The organism is Pseudomonas sp. CFII68 (assembly GCF_000416195.1).
Classification (GTDB): Bacteria; Pseudomonadota; Gammaproteobacteria; order Pseudomonadales; family Pseudomonadaceae; genus Aquipseudomonas; species Aquipseudomonas kilonensis.
Map to the genome: position 1 here is coordinate 137,869 of NZ_ATLN01000095.1, position 25,600 is coordinate 163,468.

A 25,600-nucleotide genomic window follows, 5' to 3' on the forward strand; every position below is an offset into this window, starting at 1 on the left:
TTTGGAAAGGATGCGCAGGAGCCAGGGCAGACGTGTTCGGTAATCCGCACGCTGACGCCCGCACCGGTTATCCGGCGCTGGATCGCCCATGAACAGTTTCGTCAAACCCGATAGCGAGCCGGCGGTGGGCTTCGGTCCGTTTGCCTTCTGCCGGCAGCAGCGGCTGGTCACCCGTGACGGCCAGCCCCTCGCGCTGGGCGGCCGTGCCCTGGATGTCCTGCAGGTGCTGGTGGAGCACGCCGGCCACTACGTCAGCAAGCAAACACTTATCGCCCACGTCTGGCCGGACAGCGTCGTGGAGGCCATCAACCTGCGGGTGCACATCGCGGCGCTGCGGCGGGCCTTCGGTGACGGGCGCGATGGCGCTCGCTATATCCTCAATCATCCTCGGCAAGGCTATTGCCTTGCGGTGCCCCTGGCGGTGCAAGAGCGCGTTGGGTCACCTTTCAGTCCCCAAACCGAACGGCACAACCTGCCCATGCGCTTGAGCCCGGTGGTGGGTCGCGACCACGTCCTGGGGCGGTTACTGGTGCAAGTGCCCCGTCAGTCGCTGACCACAGTGACCGGCCCCGGCGGGGTCGGCAAGACCACCGTGGTGGTGCGGGTGGCGGAGCTGCTGCTCGAACACTTTGAGGACGGTGCCTGGTTCGTTGACCTGGCGGCCGTCAGCGATCCCTCACAAGTAGTGGCGCAAGTGGCCGGTGTGCTGGGCGTGGAGCAGGGGGCTTTGGGCCGCGTCCTCGAACCCTGTCGGATGTTGCTGGTGCTCGACGGCTGCGAGCACATGCTCGATGCCTGTCGGGAACTGGTCCAGACACTGGCTGCGGCGGCGCCCGGGGTGTCGCTGCTGCTCAGCAGTCGCGAACCCTTGGACTTGCCGGACGAAAGGATTGTGTCACTGCCGGGCCTGGCCGTGGCGTCGCCCCTGGAACCCGAGCACCAGATCGAGGCATGCCCGGCGGTGCAGTTGCTGATCGAGCGGGTGGGCGCCCGACAACAGGGATTCAAACCGGGTGGCCGCGACTGGCCGACCCTTGCACAGATCTGCCAGCGCCTGGACGGATTGCCGCTGGCGTTGGAATTGGCGGCGGCCCAGGTCGATGCGTTGGGGGTGGCCGGGGTCCTGGAACAACTGGATCACGGTTTATCACTCTTGAGCCACGGACGGCGTACGGCGGTGGCTCGGCATCGCAGCCTGGAGGCGGTGCTGGACTCGAGTTTCGAGCGGTTGAGCGCTGACGAACAAACCGCATTCCAGCGCCTGGCGGTGTTCGAAGGGCCGTTTTCGCTCAAGGCGGCGCTGGCCGTGATCAGTTGCGCTGAACTGAGTGTCGGACAATTGCCCCCGCTGCTGTCGCGGCTGGCGAGCGTGTCGCTGCTGATGGTCGAGCCGCGTGCCGAAGGGGTTCGCTTCTACCTGCTCCACACCACTCGCACCTATGCCATGGACAAACTGCGGCGCAGTGGTCAGTGGCCTGTGTTTCATCGGCGTTACGTGCTGCAAGGTGCTTGGGGAGTCCGGCGTTCACGGCCGCAATCGTCAAGTCAACGCCTGGAGCAACGCGCCGGCTTCCAATAGGTCGGGGGTCTCGAAACCTTCGGTGAAGCGTCGATAGACGGGGCCGAGCAGTGCCTGCGCGGCATGCGCTTGCCCTTGGCGCTGCCACAAACGGGCCAGGGACGTGGCGCTGCGCAGTTCCCAGGCCAGGGCCTGGTGACGACGGGCGATGCCCAGGGCGGCCAGCAGTTGCGCTTCGGCTGCTTCTTCAAGAGACGGTTCGTTGCGGGCCAGCAAGGTCTCGGCATCGGCCCGCAGGATCTCCGCCGAACACCAGCCCGCGGCGCCACTGCGCGCCCGATCGATTTGCGCCGGGCTGACGACGTCGCTGCGCAGGGTGACGGCGATGTCCTGGATCAAGCCGTTTGTCGGGCGCGTTGCCAGGGGCAGGCCGTCGAATGCGCGGTCGTAATGGCAAGCCCAGTCATGGAACAGCATCACCGAGTGTTTCTTGGCTTGCTGCTTCAGCAGGTCGAGCCTTTCTCGGGCGGTCGGATGATCGCCGGTGTAGTGGGCGATCACGCAACCGGTCAGCGCCAAGGTGTAGCAGATCGAAATGCCGTGGTTGATCTGCACGGCGATCTGCAACGCCAGGTTGGCGGTGCGCCGGGCTTTCTCGGCAAAACCTTGCAGCCAGAGGATGCGCGCCAGAACCGTCAGCGCGGCCACGCTCTGATCGTATTGCACGCCGAAGCCGTGGCTGAAGCGGCTGAGGTGACCGCTCTGGGCCAGGCGCTGGATCACCTGTTCGGCTTCGCGCCGCGCCGCGCCCTGGTCGCCGGTGAAGTGCAACGCCAGCACCCGCAGGCGTTGGGTGCTCAAGGACAGGGTCGGGTCGCCCTGCAAGCCCAATCGGTCGAAATCCCGGCTGTGTGCCAGGGCCTGTTGGTAGTCACCGCAACTGAGGTCGACGGTCATTTGTCCGGACACGGCCCGCAGCTCGCCGGCCAGGTCCTGGCATTGCCGGGCCAGTTGCCGGGCCGTGGCGAAGGCGCGAACAGTGGCCGGTGTGCCGCCCTCGGTGTGGTAGTTGAAACTGGCGTGGGCCAGTTCCAGGGCCAGGGTCAAGCGCGGGCATGGCGCGGGACTGGCCCGCAACAATCGCAGCGCTTTGTTGACGTAGAGGCCGTGTTCCTTGAGCAGCGACAGCTCCTGCCAGAGGGGCAGGGTACGGGCGGTCAGGCGGATCGCGACGGCGTGTGAACCTTGCGGGCCCAAGCCTCGGTCGAGCGCCGCGCGGATGTCGTCGCGATAGTCGGCGTAGCGGGCGATCCACAGTCGGGTGGGGGTGTTTTCCCAATCGCTTTCCGCTTGCCCCATGAGCGCCAGGCAGCGCTCGGCGTGGCGTTCCTGGCTGGCCGCCAGTTCCCCGGCCTCGGCCAGTTGCTCCAAGGCATAGCGGCGGGTGGTGTCCAGCAGGCGATAGCGCACCTCTTCATCGCCGATCTCTACATTGAGCAACGATTTGGCGACCAACTGGCTGACCGACACCAGCACCTGCTCGGGCGCGACATGCTGGCCGACGATCACCGCGGCGGCCGAGGCCAGGTTGAAACTGCCCATGAACACCGCCAGTCGCCGCAGGCAGGTCTGCTCGCAGGCCGTGAGCAAGGCGAAGCTCCAGTCCAGCGTGGCGCGCAGGGTTTGCTGGCGCGGTGCGGCGTCGGTGTCGTTGTGAAGCAGGGCGACGTTGTCTTGCAGTTGCCGGTGAAGTTCCTCCAGGGTGAAGCGGCCGAGTTGTCCAGCGGCCAGTTCGATGGCCAGGGGAATGCCATCCAGCCGCTGGCAGATGTCGATCACCAACGGCACCTCGCGATCGGTCAGTGCGAAGTCGTCACGGCTGGCCATCGCCCGTTCGGCAAACAGTTGCAACGCCGGGTATTGCAGGGCGGGATAGCCCTCGATGGGCATCTCCCGAGGCGGGAACGCCAGGGCGTCCAGGCGTTGCACGTGTTCGCCTTCGGCGCGCAGGCCTTCGCGACTGGTGGCCAGGATGTGCAGGTGAGGGGCGCCGCGTAGCAGGGTTTCGCTGAGCTGGGCGATGGCGTCGATCAGGTGCTCGCAGTTGTCGATCACCAGCAGCAGATGCCGCTCCCTGAGCTGCCGGGCGATGGCGTCCAGTGGATCGCCGTCCTGCAGTGGCAGGTCGAGCAATGCGCAGAGGTTGGGGGCGATCATGGCCGCATCGTTGAGCGACGCCAGGTCCAGCAGATGGGTGCCGTCACGGTAATGGCCGATCAGCCGTTCCGCGACCCGCAGGGCAACGGTGGTCTTGCCGATGCCGCCGGTGCCGACCAGGGTAATGAAGCGTTTTCGCGGTAGCTGGGTCACCAGGTTTTCCACCAGGGCCTGGCGTCCGATCAGGCGCGTGCGCTGCAGCGGCAGGTTGCGCGTCAAAGACGGATGAGGGATGTGCGCCCATTGGTCGAGCGGTTCGAATGACAGCGGCGCGACAAAGCTGTAGCCGCGCTGCGCCACGGTGACGATGTAGCGCTGCCCGGCCTGGCCATCCCCGAGGGCCTTGCGCAGTGCCGCGACGTGCACGCGCAGGTTGGTGTCTTCCACCACGCTCCTGGGCCAGACCCGGGCGATCAGTTGCTGCTTGCTCACCACCTCGCCAGCCTGTTCGAGCAACACCAGCAGAATCTCCACGGCCCGCCTGCCCAGGCGCAACGGTTGCCCACCCTCGAGCACCAGGCGCTGGCGAGGATGGACCCGGTAAGGACCGAAATGCACCGTCTGTTCGACGGGCAGGCTGAGGAATTGGCTCATGTTGCTCTCAATGTTCTGGTCCCGGTGCCTGGGCTTTACCCGAGCATATTCCTCAGGTTTGGCGTCAAGCGCAACGGTGCAGATCCCTCACACCTCCCTGACAGACACCGCGTTCCTGTGGCGAGGGGATTTATCCCCGCTGGGCTGCGTAGCAGCCCCAGAAGCCCCATCTGCAATAAGCCTGACACACCTAAATGTCAGTCCTTGGGACTGCTTCGCAGTCCAGCGGGGATAAATCCCCTCGCCACAAAAGCAATCTCCGCTGGTTTTTTTAACACCGCCGTTCCGAAAAAATTAACAACGTTTAACTCACGCAGGTGCCCCCCATGGCCGGACCATAAAGCGATCCACCCACCTCAAGGAGTCATGTCATGAGCACCTTCATTACCCGCGACGGCACCGAGATTTACTACAAGGACTGGGGCAGTGGTCAACCGGTGGTCTTCAGCCACGGCTGGCCGCTGAACTCGGACAGTTGGGAGGCGCAAATGATGTTCCTGGCGTCCAATGGCTACCGGGTGATCGCCCATGACCGCCGTGGGCACGGGCGCTCCAGCCAGCCCTGGGACGGCAACGACATGGACACCTACGCCGATGACCTGGCCGAGCTGATCGAGCGGCTGGACTTGAAGGACGCGGTGTTGCTCGGCTTCTCCACTGGCGGTGGCGAAGTGGCGCGCTACATCGGCCGCCATGGTGCTGCCCGTGTCGCCAAGCTCGGCCTGATTTCGGCGGTGACGCCGCTGATGCTCAAGACCCCGGCCAACCCCGGCGGTCTGCCTGTGGAAGTGTTCGACGGTTTCCGCCAGGCCTCCCTGGCCGACCGTTCTCAGCTATACAAAGATGTGGCCAGCGCGTTTTTCGGAGCCAACCGTCCGGGCGCCAAAGTCTCCCAAGGCATGATCGACTGGTTCTGGATGCAGGGCATGCTCGCCGGCCACAAGAACACCTACGACTGCATCAAGGCGTTCTCGGAGACCGATCTTTCCGAAGACCTGCGCAACATCGACGTGCCGACCCTGGTGGTCCATGGCGATGACGACCAGATGGTCCCCATCGAAGCTGCCGGCATTGCCGCCGCCAAGTTGCTCAAGCACTCGCAGCTGCTGATCTACCCCGGCGCGCCCCACGGCCTGACCGACACCCACAAGGACCGCCTGAACGCGGACCTGCTGGCGTTCATCCAGGGTTGACGCAAGCAAGCTAAGACCTGTGGGAGCGAGCCTGCTCGCGAAGGCGTCAGGACAGTAGATATGAATGCAAGCTGACCCACCGCCATCGCGAGCAGGCTCGCTCCCACAGTTAAAACGGGACCTCACACCCATGAACCGCAACGATTTACGCCGTCTCGACATGAACCTGCTGGTGATCTTCGAGGCGCTGATGTTCGAGAAAAACCTGACCCGCGTCGCCGAAAAGCTGTTCATGGGCCAGCCGGCGGTGAGCGCGGCGCTGGGGCGGCTGCGGGATCTGTTCGATGATCCGTTGCTGATCCGCCACGGTCGCGGCATGGAGCCGACGCCGCGGGCCCTGGCGATCCTGCAAGAGCTGCAACCGGCCATGGACACCATCTCTGGCGCGGTCAGCCGGGCCAAGGCGTTCGATCCGTCCACCAGTTGCGACGTGTTTCGCATCGGTCTGTCCGACGACGCCGAATTCGGCCTGTTTCCTCCATTGCTGAGCCAACTGCGCGAAGAAGCGCCGGGGATCATCGTGGTGGTGCGCCGGGCCAACTTCCTGCTGATGTCGTCGCTGCTGGCCAGCGGTGAAATCAGCGTCGGTGTCAGCTACACCACCGACCTGCCGGCCAATGCCAAGCGCAAGAAACTGCGGGACATTCCTTGCAAGGTCTTGCGTGGCGACAAGCGCCCGGGGCCGCTGACCCTGGATGAATACTGTTCGCGGCCCCACGCCATGGTTTCGTTCTCGGGCGACCTGAGCGGCAACATCGACCTGGACCTGGCCCGCATCGGTCGGACCCGCAAAGTGGTGCTGGCGGTGCCGCAATTCAGTGGGCTGCGGGCCTTGCTGGCCGGCACCGAGCTGATCGCCACCGTGCCCGACTATGCCGCCTGCGCGCTGGTGGAAGGCTGCGCGCTGCGTGCCGAGGACCCGCCGTTCGAGATCAATGCCGCTGAACTGTCGATGGTCTGGAGCGGGGTGCATGACAACGACCCGGCCGAGCGCTGGCTGCGCTCGCGCATTGCCAGCCACATGTCCCAACCATTGCCGGCCGCTGCCGCTGCCTCGGCCGCCCCGGACGGAGCCCACCGATGAACCTGACCGATGAGCGCCCGTTGCAGGACCTGGGCTTGTTGTTCCTGCGCCTGAGCGGCGGGCTGTTCCTGCTGTGGGTCCATGGGCTGCCGAAGCTGTTGCACTACAGCGTCGAGCTGACCCGCATCGAAGACCCGTTTCACTTGGGCGCGGCGCCGACCCTGATCCTGGCGATTTTCGCCGAGGTGCTGTGTCCGCTGCTGATCATGGCCGGTGTGCTGGCGCGCCTGGCGTGCCTGCCGATCCTGTTTCTCCTAGCGGTGGCGCTGCTGCTGGTGCACCCGCAGTGGAGCCTGGAAGAAGGCCAGTTTGGCTGGTTGCTGCTGATTGTATTTACCAGTGTGTTCATTGCCGGCCCTGGACGCCTGGCGCTGAACACGCGTTTTGATGGAGTGCTTCGCCATGTCTGAATCCCGAACCCTGGAATCCACCGCAAGCCCGGCAGTGCCCGGTTTCGATGAAATCGTCACCTTGGTGGTCAAGCACCGGATCAAGGTTGGACAGAACGATGCCTACGAGGCCTGGTTGCGGCGCATCGTGACTGTGGCCGGTCAGTGGCCGGGGCACTTGGGCGTCGATGTGGTCCGGGGCAAGCAGGATGGGTTGTCGCTGTTTACCTGCGTGCTGCGTTTTCGCTCCACCGAGGCCATGCAGCGCTGGCTGGACTCCCCCGAGCGGCGTGAATTAGTGGCCGAGGCCGCGCCACTGTTGGCCGACGGCGATCAGATTGAGGTCGGTTCCCACAAGGAATTCTGGTTCGCCCCGCTGGCCGATGCCGCCACGCCACCGCCGCGCTGGAAACAATCGGTGGTGACGCTGCTGGTCATCCTGCCCCACACCTTGCTGGTGCCGTTGCTCTGGGGCCCGTTGCTGCAACTTAACGCCTTTCTGTCCAACTACGTGGTCGCCACGTTCCTGATCACCGTGACCATCGTGCTCTCGGTGGTGTACGTGTGCATGCCGCTGGCGACCCGGCTGTTCGCGCCGTGGCTGGAAGCGTCCAAGGCCCATGAACACCTGGAGCCCTAAGCAGCGCCGAACTTTTGTGACAAGCACTGTTGTGGCGAGGGGATTTATCCCCGTGGGATCGCGAAGCGATCCCTCTAAATGTCGCCGCCTATCGATTCATTTATCGTCAAAGGAAATCCCATGAACGCCGATCTGATTCTGTTCAATGGCCAGTTCCATACCGTCGACCGCGAGAAACCGCGCGCCAGTGCGGTTGCCATCAGCCAGGGCCGCTTCGTTGCCGTGGGCACCGACGCCGAGGCCATGGCCTTGCGCGGCAGCGGCACCCAGCTCATCGACCTCAAGGGCCGCACGGTCATTCCTGGGCTCAACGACTCGCACTTGCACCTGATCCGCGGCGGCCTGAACTACAACCTGGAGCTGCGCTGGGAAGGCGTGCCATCCCTGGCCGATGCCTTGCGCATGCTCAAGGACCAGGCCGACCGCACGCCGACGCCACAATGGGTACGCGTGGTGGGCGGCTGGAACGAATTCCAGTTCGCCGAAAAACGCATGCCGACCCTGGAAGAGCTCAACCAGGCCGCTCCCGATACGCCGGTGTTCGTGTTGCACCTGTATGACCGTGCCTTGCTCAACCGGGCCGCGCTGCGGGTGGCCGGCTACACCCGTGACACGCCGAACCCGCCGGGCGGCGAGATCGTGCGTGACAGCAAGGGCGAGCCCACCGGCATGCTGGTGGCGCGGCCCAACGCGATGATTCTTTACTCGACGCTGGCCAAGGGACCGAAGCTGCCGCTGGAATATCAGGTCAACTCCACCCGCCAATTCATGCGTGAACTCAATCGCCTGGGCCTGACCAGTGCCATCGATGCCGGCGGCGGCTTCCAGAATTACCCGGACGACTACGCAGTGATCGAGCAGTTGGCCCGCGAGCAGCAGTTGACGGTGCGCATCGCCTACAACCTGTTCACCCAGAAACCCAAGGAAGAACTCAGCGACTTCAAGAACTGGACCGGCAGCGTCAAGTTGCACCAGGGCGATGATTTCCTGCGGCACAACGGCGCCGGGGAAATGCTGGTGTTCTCGGCAGCGGATTTCGAGGACTTCCTCGAACCGCGTCCGGATCTGCCGCCGGGCATGGAGCAAGACCTGGAACCGGTGGTCCGGCACCTGGTGGAACAGCGCTGGCCGTTCCGCCTGCATGCCACCTACGACGAATCCATCAGCCGCATGCTCGATGTGTTCGAAAAGGTCAACCGCTACATTCCGTTCAACGGCCTGCCCTGGTTTTTCGATCACGCCGAGACCATCACGCCGAAGAACATCGAGCGCGTACGGGCGTTGGGCGGCGGGATTGCGATCCAGGATCGCATGGCCTTCCAGGGTGAATACTTCGTCGACCGCTACGGCGCCAAGGCCGCCGAAGCCACGCCGCCGATCAAGCGCATGTTGGCCGAAGGCGTGCCGGTGGGCGCCGGCACCGACGCCACCCGCGTCTCCAGCTACAACCCGTGGACCTCGTTGTACTGGATGGTCAGCGGTCGCACCGTCGGCGGCCTTTCGTTGCACGAAGAGGGCCTGCCGCGCCTGACTGCGTTGGAACTGTTTACCCACGGCAGTGCCTGGTTCTCGTCGGAGCAGGGCAAGAAAGGCCAGATCAAGGTTGGCCAACTGGCGGACCTGGCGGCCCTGAGCGCGGATTTCTTCAGCGTCGAGGAAGAAGCCATCAAGTGGATCGAGTCGGTGCTGACCGTGGTCGACGGCAAGGTGGTGTATGCCGCCGGCGACTTCGAAAAACTCGGGCCGGCCAGCGTCCCGGTGCTGCCCGACTGGTCGCCGGTGGTCAAGGTACCGGGCCACTGGCGCCCGACGTCACCGTTGCAGGCTCAGGTCCACCAGTGCAGCGGTCCGTGCACGGTGCATTCTCACAGCCATGAACGGGCACGGTTGTCTAACGTCCCGGTCAGCGATTTCCAAGGCTTCTGGGGCGCGTTTGGCTGTTCCTGCTTTGCCTTTTGACTGAGTACAAACACCTATCCCCTGTGGGAGCGGGCTTGCTCGCGAAAGCGGTGTGTCAGCTTGCAAGGTTGTTGGATGTGACGACGCCTTCGCGAGCAAGCCCGCTCCCACATTGGGTTCATAGCATCCATCCCAAAGGAGTCATCCCATGAGCAACGTTCCCGCCTACAACCGTCTGAACAAAGACGACGCGGTCGTCCTGCTGGTCGATCACCAGACCGGCCTGATTTCCCTGGTCCAGGACTTCTCGCCCAACGAGTTCAAGAACAACGTGCTGGCCTTGGCCGACCTGGCGAAGTTCTTTGAACTGCCGACCATCCTGACCACCAGCTTCGAACAAGGCCCTAACGGCCCGATCGTGCCGGAGCTCAAGGAAATGTTCCCGGACGCGCCGTACATCCCCCGTCCAGGCCAGATCAATGCTTGGGACAACGAAGATTTCGTCAAGGCGATCAAGGCCACCGGCCGCAAGCAACTGATCATCGCTGGCGTGGTCACCGATGTCTGCGTGGCGTTCCCGACCCTGTCGGCGCTGGCTGAAGGTTTTGACGTGTTCGTGGTGACCGACGCCTCGGGTACGTTCAACGAAACCGTGCAACAGGCCGCTTGGGTACGCATGACCGCTGCCGGCGCGCAGATGATGAACTGGTTCTCGGTGGCCTGTGAGCTGCATCGCGACTGGCGCAACGACATCGAAGGCCTGGGCAACCTGCTGTCCCAGCGCATTCCGAACTACCGCAACCTGATGAACAGCTACTCGGCGCTGACGGCCAAGTAAGCGGTCCATGCTGAATGACGCCCGCCTTGTGCGGGCGTTTTTTTGTTTGGCATTAGCGCCTCGCAAATTGTGCCGATGCTATCGCGAGCAAGCTTTGCTCCCACAGGTTTCCCCACAGATCCAATGTGGGAGCAAAGCTTGCTCGCGATGACGGTGGCACATCCCCACAGCTAGGCAATCAGACTCACCAAGACCACAATGCCCAGCCAATCCCCCCTGACTGTCCACCCCAGGAATGACAATGAACCCCTTCGAAGAAATGCGCATCTTTGCCCAGGTCATGGAGTCGGGCAGTTTCACCGCGGCGGCGGAAAAACTGGGGCTGTCCAAGCAGTTCGTCAGCCGCAAGCTGATGGAACTGGAACAACGCCTGGGTGTGCGTCTGCTCAATCGCTCGACCCGGCGGTTGGACGTCACGCCTCTGGGTCAGCGCTATTACGAAGCGGCGCTGCGCCTGCTCAATGACGTTGAACAGGTGGAGCAGGGCATCAGCGGCCAGACCAGCGAGCCTCGCGGCACCCTTCGCCTCAGTGCGCCGCTGTCCTTCGCGGTGGCGCACCTGGGCAGCCTGCTGCCGCTGTTCCTGAAGCGCTATCCGGGCGTGAGCGTCGAGGTGGACCTGAGCGACCGCTCGGTGGATCTGCTGGGGGAGGGCTATGACCTGGCACTGCGCATCGGCGTGCTGGAGGATTCGACGCTGATTGCCCGGCGCATCGCGACCATCGAGCGGGTGTACTGCGCCAGCCCCACCTACCTGGCGCAAAAAGGCACACCCGTGCGGCCTGAAGACCTGCGCAATCACGACTGCTTGCCCTATGGTCACAGCCGTCAGGTGCAGTGGCGTTTCGTGGGGGCCGGCAAACCGCTGACCCTGGAGGTCACGGGACGCATGCGCGCCAATAATGGGGATTTGCTCAGGGACGCGGCCATCGCCGGGATGGGCATCACCTATCTGCCCGCTTTCATCCTCGGCGATGCCTTGAAGGATGGGCGGCTGATCAAGGTCCTGGAAGGTTTCGAGACCGAGCCGCTGGCGCTGTCGGCGGTGTATCCCCAGCATCGGCAAAGTGCACGCCCGGTGCAGGCGTTGGTGGAGTTCTTGCGCGAACAAATGCAATAAAGCGCCGCAACGCATTCAGCCGTCACATGACGGCTGAAGCATCTACGGCGCTTTGATCAGGCGGCGAGGTTGGCGCTGCTCAGTTCTTTTTTGTACTGCGCTTTCATGGTTTCCATGTCTGCACCTAAGGCATCGAGTTTGGCCTTGCCCAGCAGTTTTTTCGCGTGGGGGAACATTTCCTTTTCTTCTTCCTCGATGTGGTGCTCAAGCAGTTCCTTGACCACTTTCACCCGACCGGCGAATTCCGGCTGGGTGGGATCGGTGGCTTTCAGGTCCGGCAGCACCAGCGAGTCGACGGTACGGTGTTCTTCCTTGGCCTCGTAATACATTTCGGCCTCGTCCTTGCCACCGGCCTGCTTGAAAGCCGGATAAAGAATTTCTTCTTCCAGGCGGGTGTGGATGGAAATTTCCATTTCCAGTTTCGCCAACAGGTCGGTACGTTTTTTCACCGCGCGTTCGGTCGACTCGCTCAGTTGAGTCAGGATGGCTTTGACGCGTTCGTGGTCGGCTTTCAACAGATCGATGGCATTCATAGGTAGCTCCTCGGCAATACACGGATGCGGGCAGGCTTCGAGCGCCGACGCCGCGTAAGAGCTGAATTGCATCGGTTGTGCCAGCTGAGGATCGATTTAAAATTCTTTAAAAACAATAAGTTGAAACGATAATAATTTCAGGGGTCGTGCAAGCTGCATGAGCGGGGTGCAAAACGCGTTGCACTTTGCGCTGGTGGCTAGACATGTTCGATCCGTTGTCGGACCCGGCTGGCGAGTGCCAGGCAGGACGTCAGCCCGGGCGACTCGATCCCGAGCAGGTTGATCAACCCTGGCACCCGGTGTTCGGCCTCGCTGCTGATGACAAAGTCGCGGGTCGGTTCGCCGGGCGCGGAGATCTTCGGGCGGATGCCGCTGTAGGCCGGTTGCAGGCTCTGGTCCGGCAGGCCCGGCCAATAACTGCGGATCGCCGGGTAAAACGCTTCGGCCCGGGCCGGATCCACTCGGTAGTCCTCGCCCTCGACCCATTCGGTGTCCGGCCCGAAACGCGCCTGGCCGGCCAGGTCCAGCGTCATGTGGATGCCCAGGCCGGCGGCTTCCGGGGCGGGATAGACCAAGTGCCGGAACGGTGCCCGCCCGGTGAGGCTGAAGTAGTTGCCCTTGCACAAAAAGTCCTCGGGCACCGATTGCAACTCCAGGCCTTCGATGCGGCGGGCGAGGGCGGGTGCCTGGAGGCCGGCGGCGTTGATCAGCAGGCGACAGGACAGGGTCATCTGCGCCGTGCCGCCCAACTCCAGCATGAACCCCCCGGTGATGACGCGAGCACCCAGTAAAGGCGTGTGGAAAACAATGTTCGCCCCGGCCGCTTCGGCGTCACCCTGCAAGGCCAGCATCAGAGCGTGGGAATCGACAATACCGGTGGAAGGCGAATACAGCGCGGCGACACAGGCCAGGGCCGGTTCCAAAGCCTGCGCCTGTTCTTGGTCGAGCAGGCGCAGGTCGTCCACGCCGTTCATCAAGCCCCGCTCAAGCAATGTCTCGAGTCCGGCCACCTGCGCCTGATCCGTGGCAACGATCAACTTGCCGAGCCGGCGGGTCGCGACGCCGTGGCTTTCGCAATAGTCATACAGCCGTCGCCGGCCTTCGACGCACAACTGCGCCTTGAGACTGCCCGGTGGGTAATAGATGCCCGCGTGGATGACTTCGGAGTTGCGCGAACTGATGCCCATGCCGATGGCTTCGGCCGCTTCGATCAGCAGCACTTCATGACCGGCACGGGCCATTTCCCGTGCCACGGCGAGGCCAACGACGCCTGCGCCGACCACTACGCATTCAATATCCACGCTCAACGCTGAGTCTCCTTCAAGGGGGGCACGATAGAGTTTGAGCATAGTCCCAGCTACAGGAGGATATTTGTGTCCGCCCGTAGGAGCTGTCGAGTGCAACGAGGCTGCGATTTTTCCCCAGACACTTGAGTCCCAAGCGAAAGATCAAAAGATCGTCCGAACGCGGCCCAGGCTCAGCCGAGCGGGAGCAAGCTCCCTCGTCACGTTCAGGCACTTCAAGTCCGCCTCAAAAAAAATGCCCGCATCTCACGATACGGGCATTTTTGTCAGCTTAGGACTCTCAAGTAATCAGCCCGTCAAACCAGCCTGCTGAACCAGGGTCAGCAACGGCTGCGGGTATACGCCGAGGAAGAACGCCAGTGCGGCGATGGCCAGCAGCATCACGCCGCCTGCCTTCTGTTCCCAGTGCAACTCGGCGTCGTGGCGACGCAGGTTCGGTTCCATCAGGTACAGGGTGACCATGACGCGCAGGTAGTAGAACACGCCGATGGCACTGCCCAGCACCAGGGAGCCGACCAGCCACCATTGGTGAGCCTCGACGCCGGTGGCGATGATGTAGAACTTGCCGATGAAGCCGGCGGTCAGCGGGATGCCGGCCAGGGACAGCATCATCACGGTCAGCACGGCGGTCAGGTACGGACGGCGCCAGAACAGGCCGCGGTATTCGTACAGGGCATCGGCGTCGCGGCCGTTGTACGGCGAGGACATCAGGGTGATCACGCCGAACGCGCCGAGGCTGGTGATCACGTAGGTGACCAGGTACACGCCGATGGCTTCCACGGCCAGGCCTTTGCTGGCGATCAGGGCGATCAGCAGGTAGCCGAAGTGGGCGATGGACGAGTAACCCAGCAGACGCTTGAGGTTGCTCTGGGTCAGTGCCAGCAGGTTACCGAACAGGATCGACGCGATGGCGATGATGGTCAGCACGTTGCTCAGCACACCGCTGCTGGCCACTGGCGAGATCTGGAACAGCCGCACCATGACCGCGAACACCGCCACTTTCGACGCGGTGGCCAGGAACGCCGCCACTGGCGCCGGGGCGCCTTCGTAGACGTCCGGGGTCCAGAGGTGGAACGGTACCAGCGACAGCTTGAACGCCAGGCCGATCAGCATCATGCCCAGGCCCAGTTGCGCGATCGGGCTAGGCAGGCCGGTGGCCGCCAGGGCCTGGCCGATGCCAACGAAGCTCAGGGTGCCGGCTTCGGCGTAGAGCAGGGCCATGCCGAACAACAGGAACGCGGAACCGGCCGCCGACAGCACCATGTACTTGATGCCGGCTTCCAGGGAACGCTTGTTGAAGAAGGCGTAGGCCACCAGGCCGTAGACCGGTACCGAGAGCAGTTCCAGGCCGATGAACAGGCTGGCCAGGTGCTGCGCGCTGACCAGGACCAGGCCACCGGCGGCGGCCATCAGGATCAGCAGGTACAGTTCTTCGCGGTTGCCCGGGTAACCCGAACCGCCATCGCCGAGGTAGGCGTGGGCGAGGGTGACGCAGGCCAGGGTGGCGACCAGGATCAACGCCATGTAGAGGCAGGCGAAGCTGTCGATCTGTATCAGCGGGGTGACCGCCAGTGGCGCGACTTTCAGGGCCGGCAGGATCGACAGCAGGGCCAGGTTCAGCCCCGCCACCGACAGCAGGAAGGTCTGTGAGTGATTGCGCCGCCAGGCGATCGCCAGCATCACCACGATGATCGTGGCGCTGGTGATCAACAGCGGCGCAAGCGCGATAAAGTGTTGAATCGTGAATTCCATAGCGCTCTTACCGGGCCGAAGCGAGTTGAGAGAAGGCGGTGCCGAGCCACTGCTGCACGCCATGCATCGTGGCGGCAGAGGTGTCGAGGAACGGTTGCGGGAAAACGCCGAGGTAAACCAGCAGCACCGCAAGGCCGAGCACCATGATCAGTTCGCGACCGTCCATGCCACGCAGCACTTCGTCCGACTTGGTCGGGCCGAAGTAGGCACGGTGGATCATGATCAGCGAGTAGACCGAACCGAACACCAGGCCGGAAGTGGCGATGGCGGTGATCCACGGAGCGCTGGCGAACGTGCCGATCAGGATCAGGAACTCGCCGACGAAGTTGCCAGTGCCTGGCAGGCCCAGGGAAGCGGCTGCGAAGAACAGGCTGATGGCCGGCAGGTAGGCGATGCGCGACCAGATGCCGCCCATCTCACGCATGTCCCGGGTGTGCAGACGCTCGTACAACTGGCCGCTGAGGATAAACAGCGCTGCCGCCGACAGGCCGTGAGCCAACATCTGGATCACCGCGCCTTGCAGGGCGAGCTGGCTGCCGGAGTAGATCCCGATCAGCACGAAGCCCATGTGCGAAACGCTGGAGAACGCGATCAGGCGCTTGATGTCGGTCTGGGCGAATGCCAGGAACGCACCGTAGAAAATCCCGATCAGGCCCAGGGTCATGGCGATCGGCGCGAACTCGGCCGAAGCGTTGGGGAACAGCGGCAGGGCAAAGCGCAGCAGGCCGTAGGCCGCGGTCTTGAGCAAGATACCCGCCAGGTCCACGGAACCTGCGGTCGGCGCCTGGGCGTGAGCGTCGGGCAGCCAGGAGTGGAACGGCACCACCGGCAGCTTCACCGCGAAGGCGATGAAGAAGCCGAGCATCAGCACGTACTCGGTGGTCTTGGACATCTGCACTTTCAACAGGTCGGCGTAGTTGAAGGTAATCACGCCGGTGTTGTTGAAGTTGACCAGCACCAGGCCAAGGATCGCCACCAACATGATCAGGCCGGAAGCCTGGGTGAAGATGAAGAACTTGGTCGCCGCGTAGATCCGGGTTTTCTTGCCGTCCGAAGAACTGTGACCCCAGAGCGCGATGAGGAAGTACATCGGCACCAGCATCATTTCCCAGAAGAAGAAGAACATGAACAGGTCCAGCGCCAGGAACACGCCGATGACGCCGCCCAGGATCCACATCAGGTTCAGGTGGAAGAAACCCACATGACGCTGGATCTCTTTCCAGGAGCAGAGTACCGAGAGGATACCCAGCAGGCCGGTCAGCAGGATCATCAGCAGCGACAGGCCGTCGAGGGCCAGGTGCACGCTGATGCCGAAGCGCGCGATCCAGACGTGCTTGAATTCAAGCGCCCAGGTCGGATCGGCGCCAGGGGCCGGAGCAAATGAATAGTCGCCGGTCGCCCACAGCCAGAGGCCGAGCGCGAGTTCCAGGGACATGGTCAGCAGCGCAATCCAGCGCGGGAGCGTGGAGCTGGAGCGCTCCGCGATCCAGCACAGCAGGCCGCCGATGAAGGGGATCAGGATTAGCCAGGGCAGAATCATGACGGGCTCGTTTCCTTTCGCAAGTTCGCAAGGTTCATATCAGACCGCTACCAGCACGATGGCGCCGATAACCAACACGGCGCCAGCCGCCATGGAAGCCGCATACCAACGCAGTTGACCGGTCTCGGTACGGCTCAGGGCAGTGTGGCCGCCCTTGGCCATGCGCGGGATCAGGCCAATGGTCTGGTCGAGCGGGTCTTTGCGCAGAATGTGGCTGATCGCAAGGTATGGCTTGACGAACAGTTTGTCGTAGATCCAGTCGAAGCCCCAGGCGGCGAACCACCAGGCCGAAAGGAATCGCCCGATGCCGCTGTTGGCGATCGCCGTGACGAAACGACGCTTGCCCAGGAACAGCAGGGCGGCCAGCAGGATACCCGCCAGGGCGATGGCACCCGAGGCGATTTCCAGGCTGTGCTTGGCTTCGCCGCCGGCATGGCCGACGCTTTGCGGCAGCACATCGGCCAGCGGTGGGGTGATCAGGGCGCCGACGAAGGTCGACAGCACGATCAGCACCGACAGTGGCAGCCAGTGGGCAATGCCGTGGCCGGCATGGGCTTCGGTCTTGGCTTCACCGTGGAACGCGATGAAGATCAGGCGGAAGGTGTACAGCGAGGTCATGAACGCACCCACCAGGCCGGCATAGAGCAGCGCCTGGTTACCGCTGGCGAACGCTTCCCAGAGGATCTCGTCCTTGGAGTAGAAACCGGCGGTGACCAGTGGCAGGGCCGCCAGGGCCGCGCCGCCAACGATGAAGCTGGTGTAGGCCAGCGGCAGTTTCTTCCACAGGCCGCCCATCTTGAAGATGTTCTGCTCGTGGTGGCAGGCCACGATCACCGCACCGGAAGCAAGGAACAGCAGCGCCTTGAAGAAGGCGTGGGTCATCAGGTGGAAGATCGCGCCTTCCCAGGCACCGACGCCCAGGGCCAGGAACATGTAGCCGATCTGGCTCATGGTCGAGTAGGCGAGGATGCGCTTGATGTCGGTCTGTACCAGGGCGGCAAAACCGGCCAGGACCAGGGTCACGCCGCCGACGATGCCGACCAGGTGCAGGATGTCCGGCGCCAGGGCGAACAGGCCGTGGGTACGGGCGATCAGGTAGACACCGGCGGTCACCATGGTCGCGGCGTGGATCAGTGCCGAGACCGGGGTAGGGCCGGCCATCGCGTCCGCCAACCAGGTTTGCAGCGGCAGTTGCGCGGATTTACCAACGGCGCCGCCCAGCAGCATCAAGGTCGCCAGGACGATCCAGAAGTCACCGACCTTGAAGTGCTCGGGTGCCTTGACCAGCAGTTCCTGGATATTCAGCGTGCCCAGTTGCTGGAACAGGATGAACAGGCCGATGGCCATGAACACGTCGCCGATCCGGGTGACGATGAACGCCTTGAGTGCGGCATTCCCGTTGTTGCGGTTGCTGTAGTAGAAACCGATCAACAGGTACGAGCACAGGCCCACGCCTTCCCAGCCGAAGTACAGGAACAACAGGTTATCGCCGAGCACCAGGAACAGCATGCTGGCGATGAACAGGTTGGTGTAGGCGAAGAAGCGCGAATAACCGGCTTCACCGCGCATGTACCAGGAGGCGAACAGGTGGATCAGGAAACCCACCCCGACCACCACGCCGAGCATGGTCACCGACAGGCCGTCCAGGTAGAGGGCGAAGTTCGGTGTGAAGCCTTCAACGGCCATCCACTGCCACAGCACCTGCACGTACCTGCCACCTTCCGGTGGGGCGACGTTGAATTGCCAGATCACGTAGGCCGTGACGATGGCAGACAGGCCGATGGAACCCACGCCAACCAGTGCCGAAAGGTTTTCCGACCAGCGTCCACGAGAGAACGACAGCAGCAGGAAACCAATGAGGGGGAATACGAAAGTCAGAAAGAGTAGGTTCATCCGCGCATCTCGCTGGCAGCGTCGATATCGAGAGTGTGGAAGCGGCGATACAGCTGCAACAGGATCGCCAGGCCGATACTGGCCTCGGCGGCTGCCAGGCTGATCACCAGGATGAACATGATCTGTCCATCCGGCTGCGCCCAGCGAGCGCCCGCGACGATGAAAGCCAGGGCGGAGGCATTCATCATGACCTCCAGGCTCATCAGCACGAACAGAATGTTGCGGCGGACCATCAGGCCAACCAGACCGAGGCAGAACAGGATGCCGGCAACCGCCAGACCATGCTCGAGAGGGATAGCAGGCATGTGATTACTCCTTCGCCTCGTTACGGCCCAAATGGAACGCCGTGACGGCTGCGGCAAGCAGCAGCATCGAGGCGAGTTCGACCACCAGCAGGTACGGACCGAACAGGCTGATGCCCACGGCCTTGGCGTCTACGGTGGTGTGGCCGATGGCCTGGCCGCTCTGGTGAGCGAACAGCACATACAGCAGTTCACCCAGCAGCAGGGCGGACAGGATCACCGGTCCCGCCCAGATGCCGGGCTTGAGCCAGGAGCGTTCCTGCTGGACCGCGGCCGGACCGAGGTTGAGCATCATCACCACGAACACGAACAGCACCATGATGGCGCCGGCGTAGGCGATCACTTCCAGGGCACCGGCGAACGGTGCACCGAGGGCGAAGAAGGTCATGGCCACGGCGATCAGCGAAATGATCAGGTAGAGCAGGGCGTGCACGGGGTTGGTGTTGGTGACCACACGAAGCGTGGACACCACCGCGATACCCGATGCGAAATAGAAAGCGAATTCCATCTTTCTTCCTTAAGGCAGCAAGCTCTTCACGTTGATCGGTTCGGCTTCGTTCTGCGCGGCGCCTTTTGGCTTACCGGCAATGGCCATACCTGCAACACGATAGAAGTTGTAATCAGGGTTTTTACCGGGACCGGAAATCAGCAGATCTTCTTTCTCGTACACCAGGTCCTGACGTTTGAACTCGGCCATTTCGAAATCCGGCGTGAGCTGGATCGCGGTGGTCGGGCAGGCTTCCTCGCAGAGGCCGCAGAAAATGCAGCGCGAGAAGTTGATGCGGAAGAAGTCCGGGTACCAGCGACCGTCTTCGGTTTCAGCTTTCTGCAGCGAGATGCAACCCACCGGGCACGCCACGGCGCACAGGTTGCAGGCCACGCAGCGCTCTTCGCCGTCGGGGTCGCGGGTCAGGACGATGCGGCCACGATAGCGTGGTGCCAGGTAGACCGGCTCTTCCGGGTATTGCAGGGTGTCACGCTTGCGAAAGCCATGGCCGAAGATCATGACCAGGCTTCGCAGTTGGGTACCAGTACCCTTAACGATGTCGCCAATATATTTGAACATGGGTCAAATCCTCACTGAACCGCGGCCGCAGGCGCGTTCATCAAAACGATCGCAGCGGTCACCAGCATGTTGATCAGGGTCAGCGGCAGGCAGAATTTCCAGCTGAAGTCCATCACCTGGTCGTAGCGTGGGCGCGGGATCGAGGCGCGCAGCAGGACGAACAGCATGATGAAGAACGCGGTCTTCAGGGCGAACCAGACGAAGGACAGTTGCGGCAGGATGCCGAACGGACCGTGCCAGCCACCGAAGAACAGCGTTACCAGCAGCGCCGAGATCAGGATGATGCCGATGTATTCACCGACGAAGAACATGCCCCATTTCATGCCGGCATATTCAATGTGGTAACCGTCGGCCAGTTCCTGCTCCGCTTCCGGCTGGTCGAAGGGGTGACGGTGAGTCACGGCTACGCCCGCGATGAAGAAGGTACAGAAACCGAAGAACTGCGGAATGATGAACCACAGGTTCTGGGCCTGGTACTCGACGATGTCGCGCATGTTGAACGAGCCGGCCTGGATCACGATGCCCATGAGCGCCAGGCCCATGAACACTTCGTAGGACACGGTCTGGGCCGAGGCCCGCAGGCTGCCCAGCAGGGCGAACTTGTTGTTGCTCGACCAGCCGGCGAACAGCACCGCATACACCGACAGACCAGCCATGGCGAAGAAGAACAGCAGGCCGATGTTCAGGTCCGCCACGCCCCAGGTCGGGGTGATCGGGATGATCGCGAAGGCGATCAGCAAGGCGCTCATGGCCACGACCGGTGCCAGGGTGAAGATCACCTTGTCGGCAAACGGCGGCGTCCAGTCTTCCTTGAAGAACATCTTGATCATGTCGGCGGCGATCTGGAACATCCCGTACGGGCCAACGCGGTTCGGACCGTAGCGGTCCTGCCACCAGCCCAGCAGGCGACGTTCGACGAAGCTCAACAGTGCGCCTGCGACCACCACGGCCAGCAGGATCACGATGGCCTTGAGGACCGTCAGGATCACAGCGATCACTTCAGGGGTGAACCAGCTCATTGCGCTGCCTCCTGCAGACCGTCGACGGTTTTGCCGAAAATCGCTGGCGGGATGCCTGCCAGGCCGGCCGGCAGGGCCACCAGGCCGGCGCCCAGTTCTTCATTGATGCGCAGCGGCAGACGCAAGGTCTGGCCGGCCACGTTCAGGCTCAGCAGGGCACCGTCGTTGACGCCCAGGCGGTCGGCTTCGGACTTGGCCAGCGACACGTAAGCGGCCGGGATGCGTTCCTGCACCGGAGCGGCCTTGGAAGAGTTCTCTTCGCTGCCGAACAGGTGATGGAACGGCACGACCTGCCAGGTGCCCGGTGCCGGATTGAAGGCGCGCGGCACGCTGGCGAACCAGCTCAGGCCATCGCCTTGGCTTTCGATCAGGCGGGTGCCCGGGTCGCCTGCACGCAGGTGACCACCGACTTCGTCCTGGAACTTGTTCCAGGCTTGCGGCGAGTTCCAGCCCGGCGACCAGGCGAATGGCACCTGGGAACGCGGTTCGGTCGAGCCCGAGTAGCCTTCCATGGAGAACGAGAACGCGGTGTCGTTGTCCTGGGAGGTGCGCGGTTCGTGAACGCTGATGTCGGCGCGCATGGCGGTGCGACCGGAGTAGCGCAGCGGTTCGCGCGCCAGCTTCAGGCCTTTGATGCGGAACGAGGCGGACGGTGCGGCGTCGACGATGGCGGCCAGTTGCTGGCTGCTCGAAGCGACGGCGGCGGTAACGTGGTCCAGTTGCGTCCAGTCGATCGGCTGGTCCAGCAGGGTGGCGCGCAGGGCGTGCAGCCAGCGCCAGCCTTCATGGACCAGGATGCTGGCGTCCAGGTAAGTCGGGTCGAACACCTGGAAGAAGCGCTGGGCGCGACCTTCCTGGCTGACCAGCGTACCGTCGCCTTCGGCGAAGCTCGCCGCCGGCAGCACCAGGTGGGCGCGGTCGGTGGTGGCGGTTTTCTGATGGTCGGCGACGATCACAACCTTGGCTGCGTTCAACGCGGCATCGACCTTGGCCTTGTCAGTGCGGGTGAACAGATCGTTCTCCAGCACCACGATGGCGTCGGCGCTGCCGTCGATCACCGCTTGCAGGGCGGCGTCCACCGATTCGCCACCGAGCATGGCCAGGCCGAGGCTGTTGGCTTCCGGGACGATCAGGCTGATGGAGCCGTTCTTCTCGCGCAGCTTCAAGGCCTTGGCGATGTTGGCCGCGGCTTCGATCAACGCCTTGGAACCCAGGGAGGTGCCGGCGATGATCAGTGGGCGCTTGGCCGCCAGCAGGGCGTCGGCGATGCGTTGGGCCAGGGCGGCCGCTTCGCTGTCCAGGCCTTCGACGGCCGGGGCGCTGGCGTCCAGGGCGTGGGCCACGGCGAAACCGATGCGGGCCAGGTCGTCGGGAGCTGCGTGGACGCATTCTTCGGCCACGTCGTCGAGCTTGGTTTCAGCGAGGCTGGCGATGAACAGTGGGTTCAGCGCGTGCTGGCCGATGTTCTTCACGGCAGCGTCGAGCCATGGCTGGACGCGCATGGCGTCGGCCATGTCCTCGGCCTTGCCCTTGACCGACTGGCGCAGGGCCAGGGCCATGCGGGCGGCGGTCTGGGTCAGGTCTTCGCCAAGGACGAACACCGCGTCGTGGTCTTCGATGTCGCGCATGTTCGGCACGGGCAGCGGGCTGTCCTTGAGCACTTGCAGCACCAGGCGGATGCGTTCCAGCTCACCGGCTTCGATGCCACTGTAGAAGTGCTCGGCGCCGACCAGTTCACGCAGCGCGTAGTTGCTTTCCAGGCTGGCCCGTGGCGAACCGATGCCGACGATGTTGCGACCGCGCAGCAGCTCGGCGGCCTTGTCCAGCGCTTGGTCCAGGCTCAGCTTGGCGCCGTTTGCCAGCAGCGGCTGGCGTGGACGATCCTTGCGGTTGACGTAGCCATAGCCGAAGCGGCCACGGTCACACAGGAAGTACTGGTTCACCGAACCGTTGAAGCGGTTTTCGATGCGACGCAGTTCACCGTAGCGCTCGCCCGGGGAGATGTTGCAACCGCTGGAGCAGCCATGGCAGATGCTCGGCGAGAACTGCATGTCCCACTTGCGGTTGTAGCGCTCGGAGTGAGTCTTGTCGGTGAACACACCGGTCGGGCAGACCTCGGTGAGGTTGCCGGAGAACTCGCTTTCCAGGGTGCCGTCTTCAACGCGACCGAAGTACACGTTGTCGTGGGCGCCGAACACACCCAGGTCGGTGCCGCCGGCGTAGTCCTTGTAGAAACGCACGCAGCGATAGCAGGCGATGCAGCGGTTCATCTCGTGGGAAATGAACGGGCCCAGTTGCTGGTTCTGGTGGGTGCGCTTGGTGAAGCGATAACGGCGCTCGTTGTGGCCGGTCATCACGGTCATGTCTTGCAGGTGGCAGTGGCCGCCTTCCTCACAGACCGGGCAGTCGTGAGGGTGGTTGGTCATCAGCCATTCGACGACGCTGGCGCGAAACACTTTCGCTTCTTCGTCGTCGATGGAGATCCAGCTGCCGTCGGTGGCAGGGGTCATGCAGGACATGACGATCCGACCACGCTTGTCGTTTTCGTCGGTGTACTGCTTGACCGCGCACTGGCGACAAGCGCCAACGCTGCCAAGGGCGGGGTGCCAGCAGAAATAAGGAATGTCGAGGCCCAGCGACAGACATGCCTGTAACAGGTTGTCTGCGCCATCGACTTCGAGCTCTTTGCCGTCTACGTGGATAGTGGCCATGGTTCAAAGTTCTTCGTTGGCCCGGTGTCAGCGGGCGTGGCTAATGGAATCTTGTTATTCGCGTGAATCAACACAGCCGTTTACGGCGTCATCACACGAGAAGACGAAGGGCACGGACCCTTCGTCTTTTTAAGCGTTTACGCGCCGACTACGATCGGCTTTGCCAGAGGCGGGACGACGGCGCTGGTGGGCGCGATGCCGGCTTCGAACTCTGGACGGAAGTATTTGATCGCGCTGCCCAACGGCTCCACGGCACCCGGTGCGTGAGCACAGAAGGTCTTGCCTGGGCCGAGGAAACCCACCAGACCCAGCAGGGTCTCGATGTCGCCGGCCTGGCCTTCGCCGTTCTCAAGGGCTCGCAGCAGCTTGACGCTCCACGGCAGGCCATCGCGGCAAGGGGTGCAGAAACCGCACGACTCGCGGGAGAAGAACTCTTCCATGTTGCGCAGCAGCGACACCATGTTGACGCTGTCGTCCACCGCCATTGCCAGGCCGGTACCCATGCGGGTGCCGACCTTGGCGATGCCGCCGGCGTACATTTGGGCGTCCAGGTGTTCCGGCAACAGGAACCCGGTACCGGCGCCGCCAGGCTGCCAGCACTTGAGCGTGTAGCCGTCGCGCATGCCGCCGGCGTAGTCTTCGAACAGCTCGCGGCCGGTGACGCCGAACGGCAGTTCCCACAGGCCAGGGTTCTTGACCTTGCCGGAGAAGCCCATGAGCTTGGTGCCCATGTCTTCGCTGCCGTCACGGGCCAGGGATTTGTACCAGTCCACGCCGTCGGCGATGATCGCCGGCACGTTGCACAGGGTCTCGACGTTGTTCACACAGGTCGGCTTGCCCCACACGCCTACGGCGGCAGGGAAGGGCGGCTTGGAACGTGGGTTGGCGCGACGGCCTTCCAGGGAGTTGATCAGTGCGGTTTCTTCACCGCAGATGTAGCGCCCGGCACCGGTGTGGACGAACAGCTCGAAATCAAAACCGCTGCCCAGGATGTTCTTGCCCAAGAGGCCTGCGGCCTTGGCTTCTTCCACGGCACGGTTCAGGTGCTTGGCGGCGGTGGTGTACTCGCCGCGCAGGAAGATATAGCCACGGTAGGTTTTCAGCGCGCGGGCGCTGATCAGCATGCCTTCGATCAGCAGATGGGGCAGTTGCTCCATCAGCATGCGGTCTTTCCAGGTGTTGGGCTCCATTTCATCCGCGTTGCACAGCAGGTAGCGGATGTTGATGGACTCGTCCTTGGGCATCAGGCCCCACTTCACACCCGTGGGAAAGCCCGCGCCGCCACGGCCCTTGAGGCCGGCGTCTTTCACGGTCTGGACGATGTCGTCCTGGGCCATGTCGCTGAACGCCTTGCGCGCGGCGGCGTAGCCGTTCTTGGCCTGGTATTCGTCCAGCCATACCGCTTCGCCGTCGTCACGCAGACGCCAGGTCAGGGGATGGGTTTCGGCCGAACGCTGGATGCGGTTGGCAGGCCCGAAGGAAGTCAGGGTCATACGTAGCCCTCCAGCAGTTTGGCGACGCCGTCTGGCTGGACGTCACCGAAGGTGTCGTCGTCGATCATCAGCGCCGGTGCCTTGTCGCAGTTACCCAGGCAGCACACCGGCAGCAGGGTGAAGCGACCGTCGGCGGTGGTCTGGCCCAGGCCGATGCCCAGCTTGCCCTGGATCTCGCTGACCACCGATTCGTGGCCACCGATGTAGCAGACCATGCTGTCGCAGACACGAATGATGTGACGGCCTACGGGCTGGCGGAAAATCTGGCTGTAGAAGGTGGCCACGCCTTCGACGTCGCTGGCCGGGATGCCGAGGATCTCGCCGATGGCGTAGAGCGCGCCGTCGGGCACCCAGCCACGTTCCTTCTGGACGATCTTCAGGGCTTCGATCGACGCCGCGCGCGGGTCTTCGTAGTGATGCAGCTCGTGCTCGATGGCCGAGCGCTCGGTTTCGCTCAGGGCGAAACGGTCAGTCTGGATAAGCGTGCTGTTCAT

21 protein-coding genes are annotated in these 25,600 nt (G+C 63.4%); 8 read left to right on the top strand and 13 right to left on the bottom strand.

Annotation, left to right across the window (positions count from 1 at the left end; genetic code table 11):
• Nucleotides 1–88: 88 nt before the first annotated feature.
• The gene (locus CFII68_RS10675) at nucleotides 89–1,579 is read left to right on the top strand and encodes a winged helix-turn-helix domain-containing protein (protein ID WP_018609166.1); all 1,491 of its coding nucleotides are present in this window, start codon (nucleotides 89–91) and stop codon (nucleotides 1,577–1,579) included.
• Here the strand turns inward: CFII68_RS10675 and CFII68_RS10670 are convergent.
• Complete coding sequence (locus CFII68_RS10670; RefSeq protein ID WP_018609168.1) at nucleotides 1,541–4,330, bottom strand: winged helix-turn-helix domain-containing protein; 2,790 nt, start codon at nucleotides 4,328–4,330, stop codon at nucleotides 1,541–1,543. The genes CFII68_RS10675 and CFII68_RS10670 overlap by 39 nt on opposite strands.
• A 371-nt stretch (nucleotides 4,331–4,701) precedes the next feature.
• Here CFII68_RS10670 and CFII68_RS10665 point away from each other — a divergent pair, with 371 nt between their 5' ends.
• From CFII68_RS10665 to CFII68_RS10635, 7 genes are all read left to right on the top strand, one after another.
• Nucleotides 4,702–5,523: an alpha/beta fold hydrolase gene (locus CFII68_RS10665; protein ID WP_018609170.1), complete on the top strand. Its 822-nt coding sequence runs from the start codon at nucleotides 4,702–4,704 to the stop codon at nucleotides 5,521–5,523.
• A 130-nt stretch (nucleotides 5,524–5,653) separates the two neighbouring features.
• A complete protein-coding gene (locus tag CFII68_RS10660) occupies nucleotides 5,654–6,607 on the top strand; it encodes a LysR family transcriptional regulator (protein WP_018609171.1) in 954 nt (317 codons plus the stop codon).
• Entirely contained in the window at nucleotides 6,604–7,017 is a 414-nt protein-coding gene (locus CFII68_RS10655; protein WP_018609173.1) for a DoxX family protein, read from the top strand. The genes CFII68_RS10660 and CFII68_RS10655 overlap by 4 nt, the downstream gene beginning before the upstream one ends.
• Nucleotides 7,010–7,636, top strand: coding sequence for an antibiotic biosynthesis monooxygenase (locus CFII68_RS10650; protein WP_018609175.1), 627 nt, complete (start codon nucleotides 7,010–7,012; stop codon nucleotides 7,634–7,636). Before CFII68_RS10655 ends, CFII68_RS10650 begins: the two co-directional genes overlap by 8 nt.
• A gap of 120 nt (nucleotides 7,637–7,756) precedes the next feature.
• The gene (locus CFII68_RS10645; protein WP_018609177.1) at nucleotides 7,757–9,595 is read left to right on the top strand and encodes an amidohydrolase; all 1,839 of its coding nucleotides are present in this window, start codon (nucleotides 7,757–7,759) and stop codon (nucleotides 9,593–9,595) included.
• A 148-nt stretch (nucleotides 9,596–9,743) separates the two neighbouring features.
• Nucleotides 9,744–10,373 (top strand): isochorismate family cysteine hydrolase YcaC, encoded by a 630-nt coding sequence (gene ycaC, locus CFII68_RS10640; protein WP_014337664.1) that lies wholly within the window; start codon nucleotides 9,744–9,746, stop codon nucleotides 10,371–10,373.
• Between the two features lie 241 nt (nucleotides 10,374–10,614).
• The gene (locus CFII68_RS10635; RefSeq protein WP_018609180.1) at nucleotides 10,615–11,493 is read left to right on the top strand and encodes a LysR family transcriptional regulator; all 879 of its coding nucleotides are present in this window, start codon (nucleotides 10,615–10,617) and stop codon (nucleotides 11,491–11,493) included.
• A gap of 56 nt (nucleotides 11,494–11,549) precedes the next feature.
• Here CFII68_RS10635 and CFII68_RS10630 read toward each other — a convergent pair whose 3' ends face one another.
• The 12 genes from CFII68_RS10630 to nuoE form a co-directional block, all read right to left on the bottom strand.
• Nucleotides 11,550–12,026 (bottom strand): hemerythrin domain-containing protein, encoded by a 477-nt coding sequence (locus CFII68_RS10630; protein WP_003203396.1) that lies wholly within the window; start codon nucleotides 12,024–12,026, stop codon nucleotides 11,550–11,552.
• A gap of 197 nt (nucleotides 12,027–12,223) precedes the next feature.
• Nucleotides 12,224–13,333, bottom strand: coding sequence for an NAD(P)/FAD-dependent oxidoreductase (locus tag CFII68_RS10625; RefSeq protein WP_018609183.1), 1,110 nt, complete (start codon nucleotides 13,331–13,333; stop codon nucleotides 12,224–12,226).
• Between the two features lie 285 nt (nucleotides 13,334–13,618).
• A complete protein-coding gene (gene nuoN, locus CFII68_RS10620; protein ID WP_014337670.1) occupies nucleotides 13,619–15,082 on the bottom strand; it encodes an NADH-quinone oxidoreductase subunit NuoN in 1,464 nt (487 codons plus the stop codon).
• 7 nt (nucleotides 15,083–15,089) lie between these two features.
• Nucleotides 15,090–16,622 carry an NADH-quinone oxidoreductase subunit M gene (gene nuoM / locus CFII68_RS10615; RefSeq protein WP_014337671.1) on the bottom strand — a complete coding sequence of 511 codons (1,533 nt, stop codon included), beginning with the start codon at nucleotides 16,620–16,622 and terminating at the stop codon, nucleotides 15,090–15,092.
• A 39-nt stretch (nucleotides 16,623–16,661) separates the two neighbouring features.
• Nucleotides 16,662–18,515 carry an NADH-quinone oxidoreductase subunit L gene (gene nuoL, locus CFII68_RS10610; RefSeq protein ID WP_018609186.1) on the bottom strand — a complete coding sequence of 618 codons (1,854 nt, stop codon included), beginning with the start codon at nucleotides 18,513–18,515 and terminating at the stop codon, nucleotides 16,662–16,664.
• On the bottom strand, nucleotides 18,512–18,820 hold the full coding sequence (nuoK, locus tag CFII68_RS10605) for an NADH-quinone oxidoreductase subunit NuoK (protein ID WP_003180046.1): 309 nt from the start codon (nucleotides 18,818–18,820) through the stop codon (nucleotides 18,512–18,514). Before nuoK ends, nuoL begins: the two co-directional genes overlap by 4 nt.
• 4 nt (nucleotides 18,821–18,824) lie before the next feature.
• Entirely contained in the window at nucleotides 18,825–19,325 is a 501-nt protein-coding gene (nuoJ, locus tag CFII68_RS10600) for an NADH-quinone oxidoreductase subunit J (protein WP_003203382.1), read from the bottom strand.
• Nucleotides 19,326–19,334: 9 nt separating this feature from the next.
• The gene (gene nuoI, locus CFII68_RS10595; RefSeq protein ID WP_003180051.1) at nucleotides 19,335–19,883 is read right to left on the bottom strand and encodes an NADH-quinone oxidoreductase subunit NuoI; all 549 of its coding nucleotides are present in this window, start codon (nucleotides 19,881–19,883) and stop codon (nucleotides 19,335–19,337) included.
• An 11-nt stretch (nucleotides 19,884–19,894) separates the two neighbouring features.
• Nucleotides 19,895–20,902, bottom strand: coding sequence for an NADH-quinone oxidoreductase subunit NuoH (nuoH, locus tag CFII68_RS10590; protein WP_014337673.1), 1,008 nt, complete (start codon nucleotides 20,900–20,902; stop codon nucleotides 19,895–19,897).
• Nucleotides 20,899–23,613: an NADH-quinone oxidoreductase subunit NuoG gene (nuoG, locus tag CFII68_RS10585; RefSeq protein WP_018609197.1), complete on the bottom strand. Its 2,715-nt coding sequence runs from the start codon at nucleotides 23,611–23,613 to the stop codon at nucleotides 20,899–20,901. The genes nuoH and nuoG overlap by 4 nt, the downstream gene beginning before the upstream one ends.
• A 137-nt stretch (nucleotides 23,614–23,750) precedes the next feature.
• Entirely contained in the window at nucleotides 23,751–25,106 is a 1,356-nt protein-coding gene (gene nuoF / locus CFII68_RS10580; protein WP_018609199.1) for an NADH-quinone oxidoreductase subunit NuoF, read from the bottom strand.
• Nucleotides 25,103–25,600, bottom strand: a complete 498-nt coding sequence (nuoE, locus tag CFII68_RS10575) for an NADH-quinone oxidoreductase subunit NuoE (RefSeq protein ID WP_018609201.1) — start codon at nucleotides 25,598–25,600, stop codon at nucleotides 25,103–25,105. Before nuoE ends, nuoF begins: the two co-directional genes overlap by 4 nt.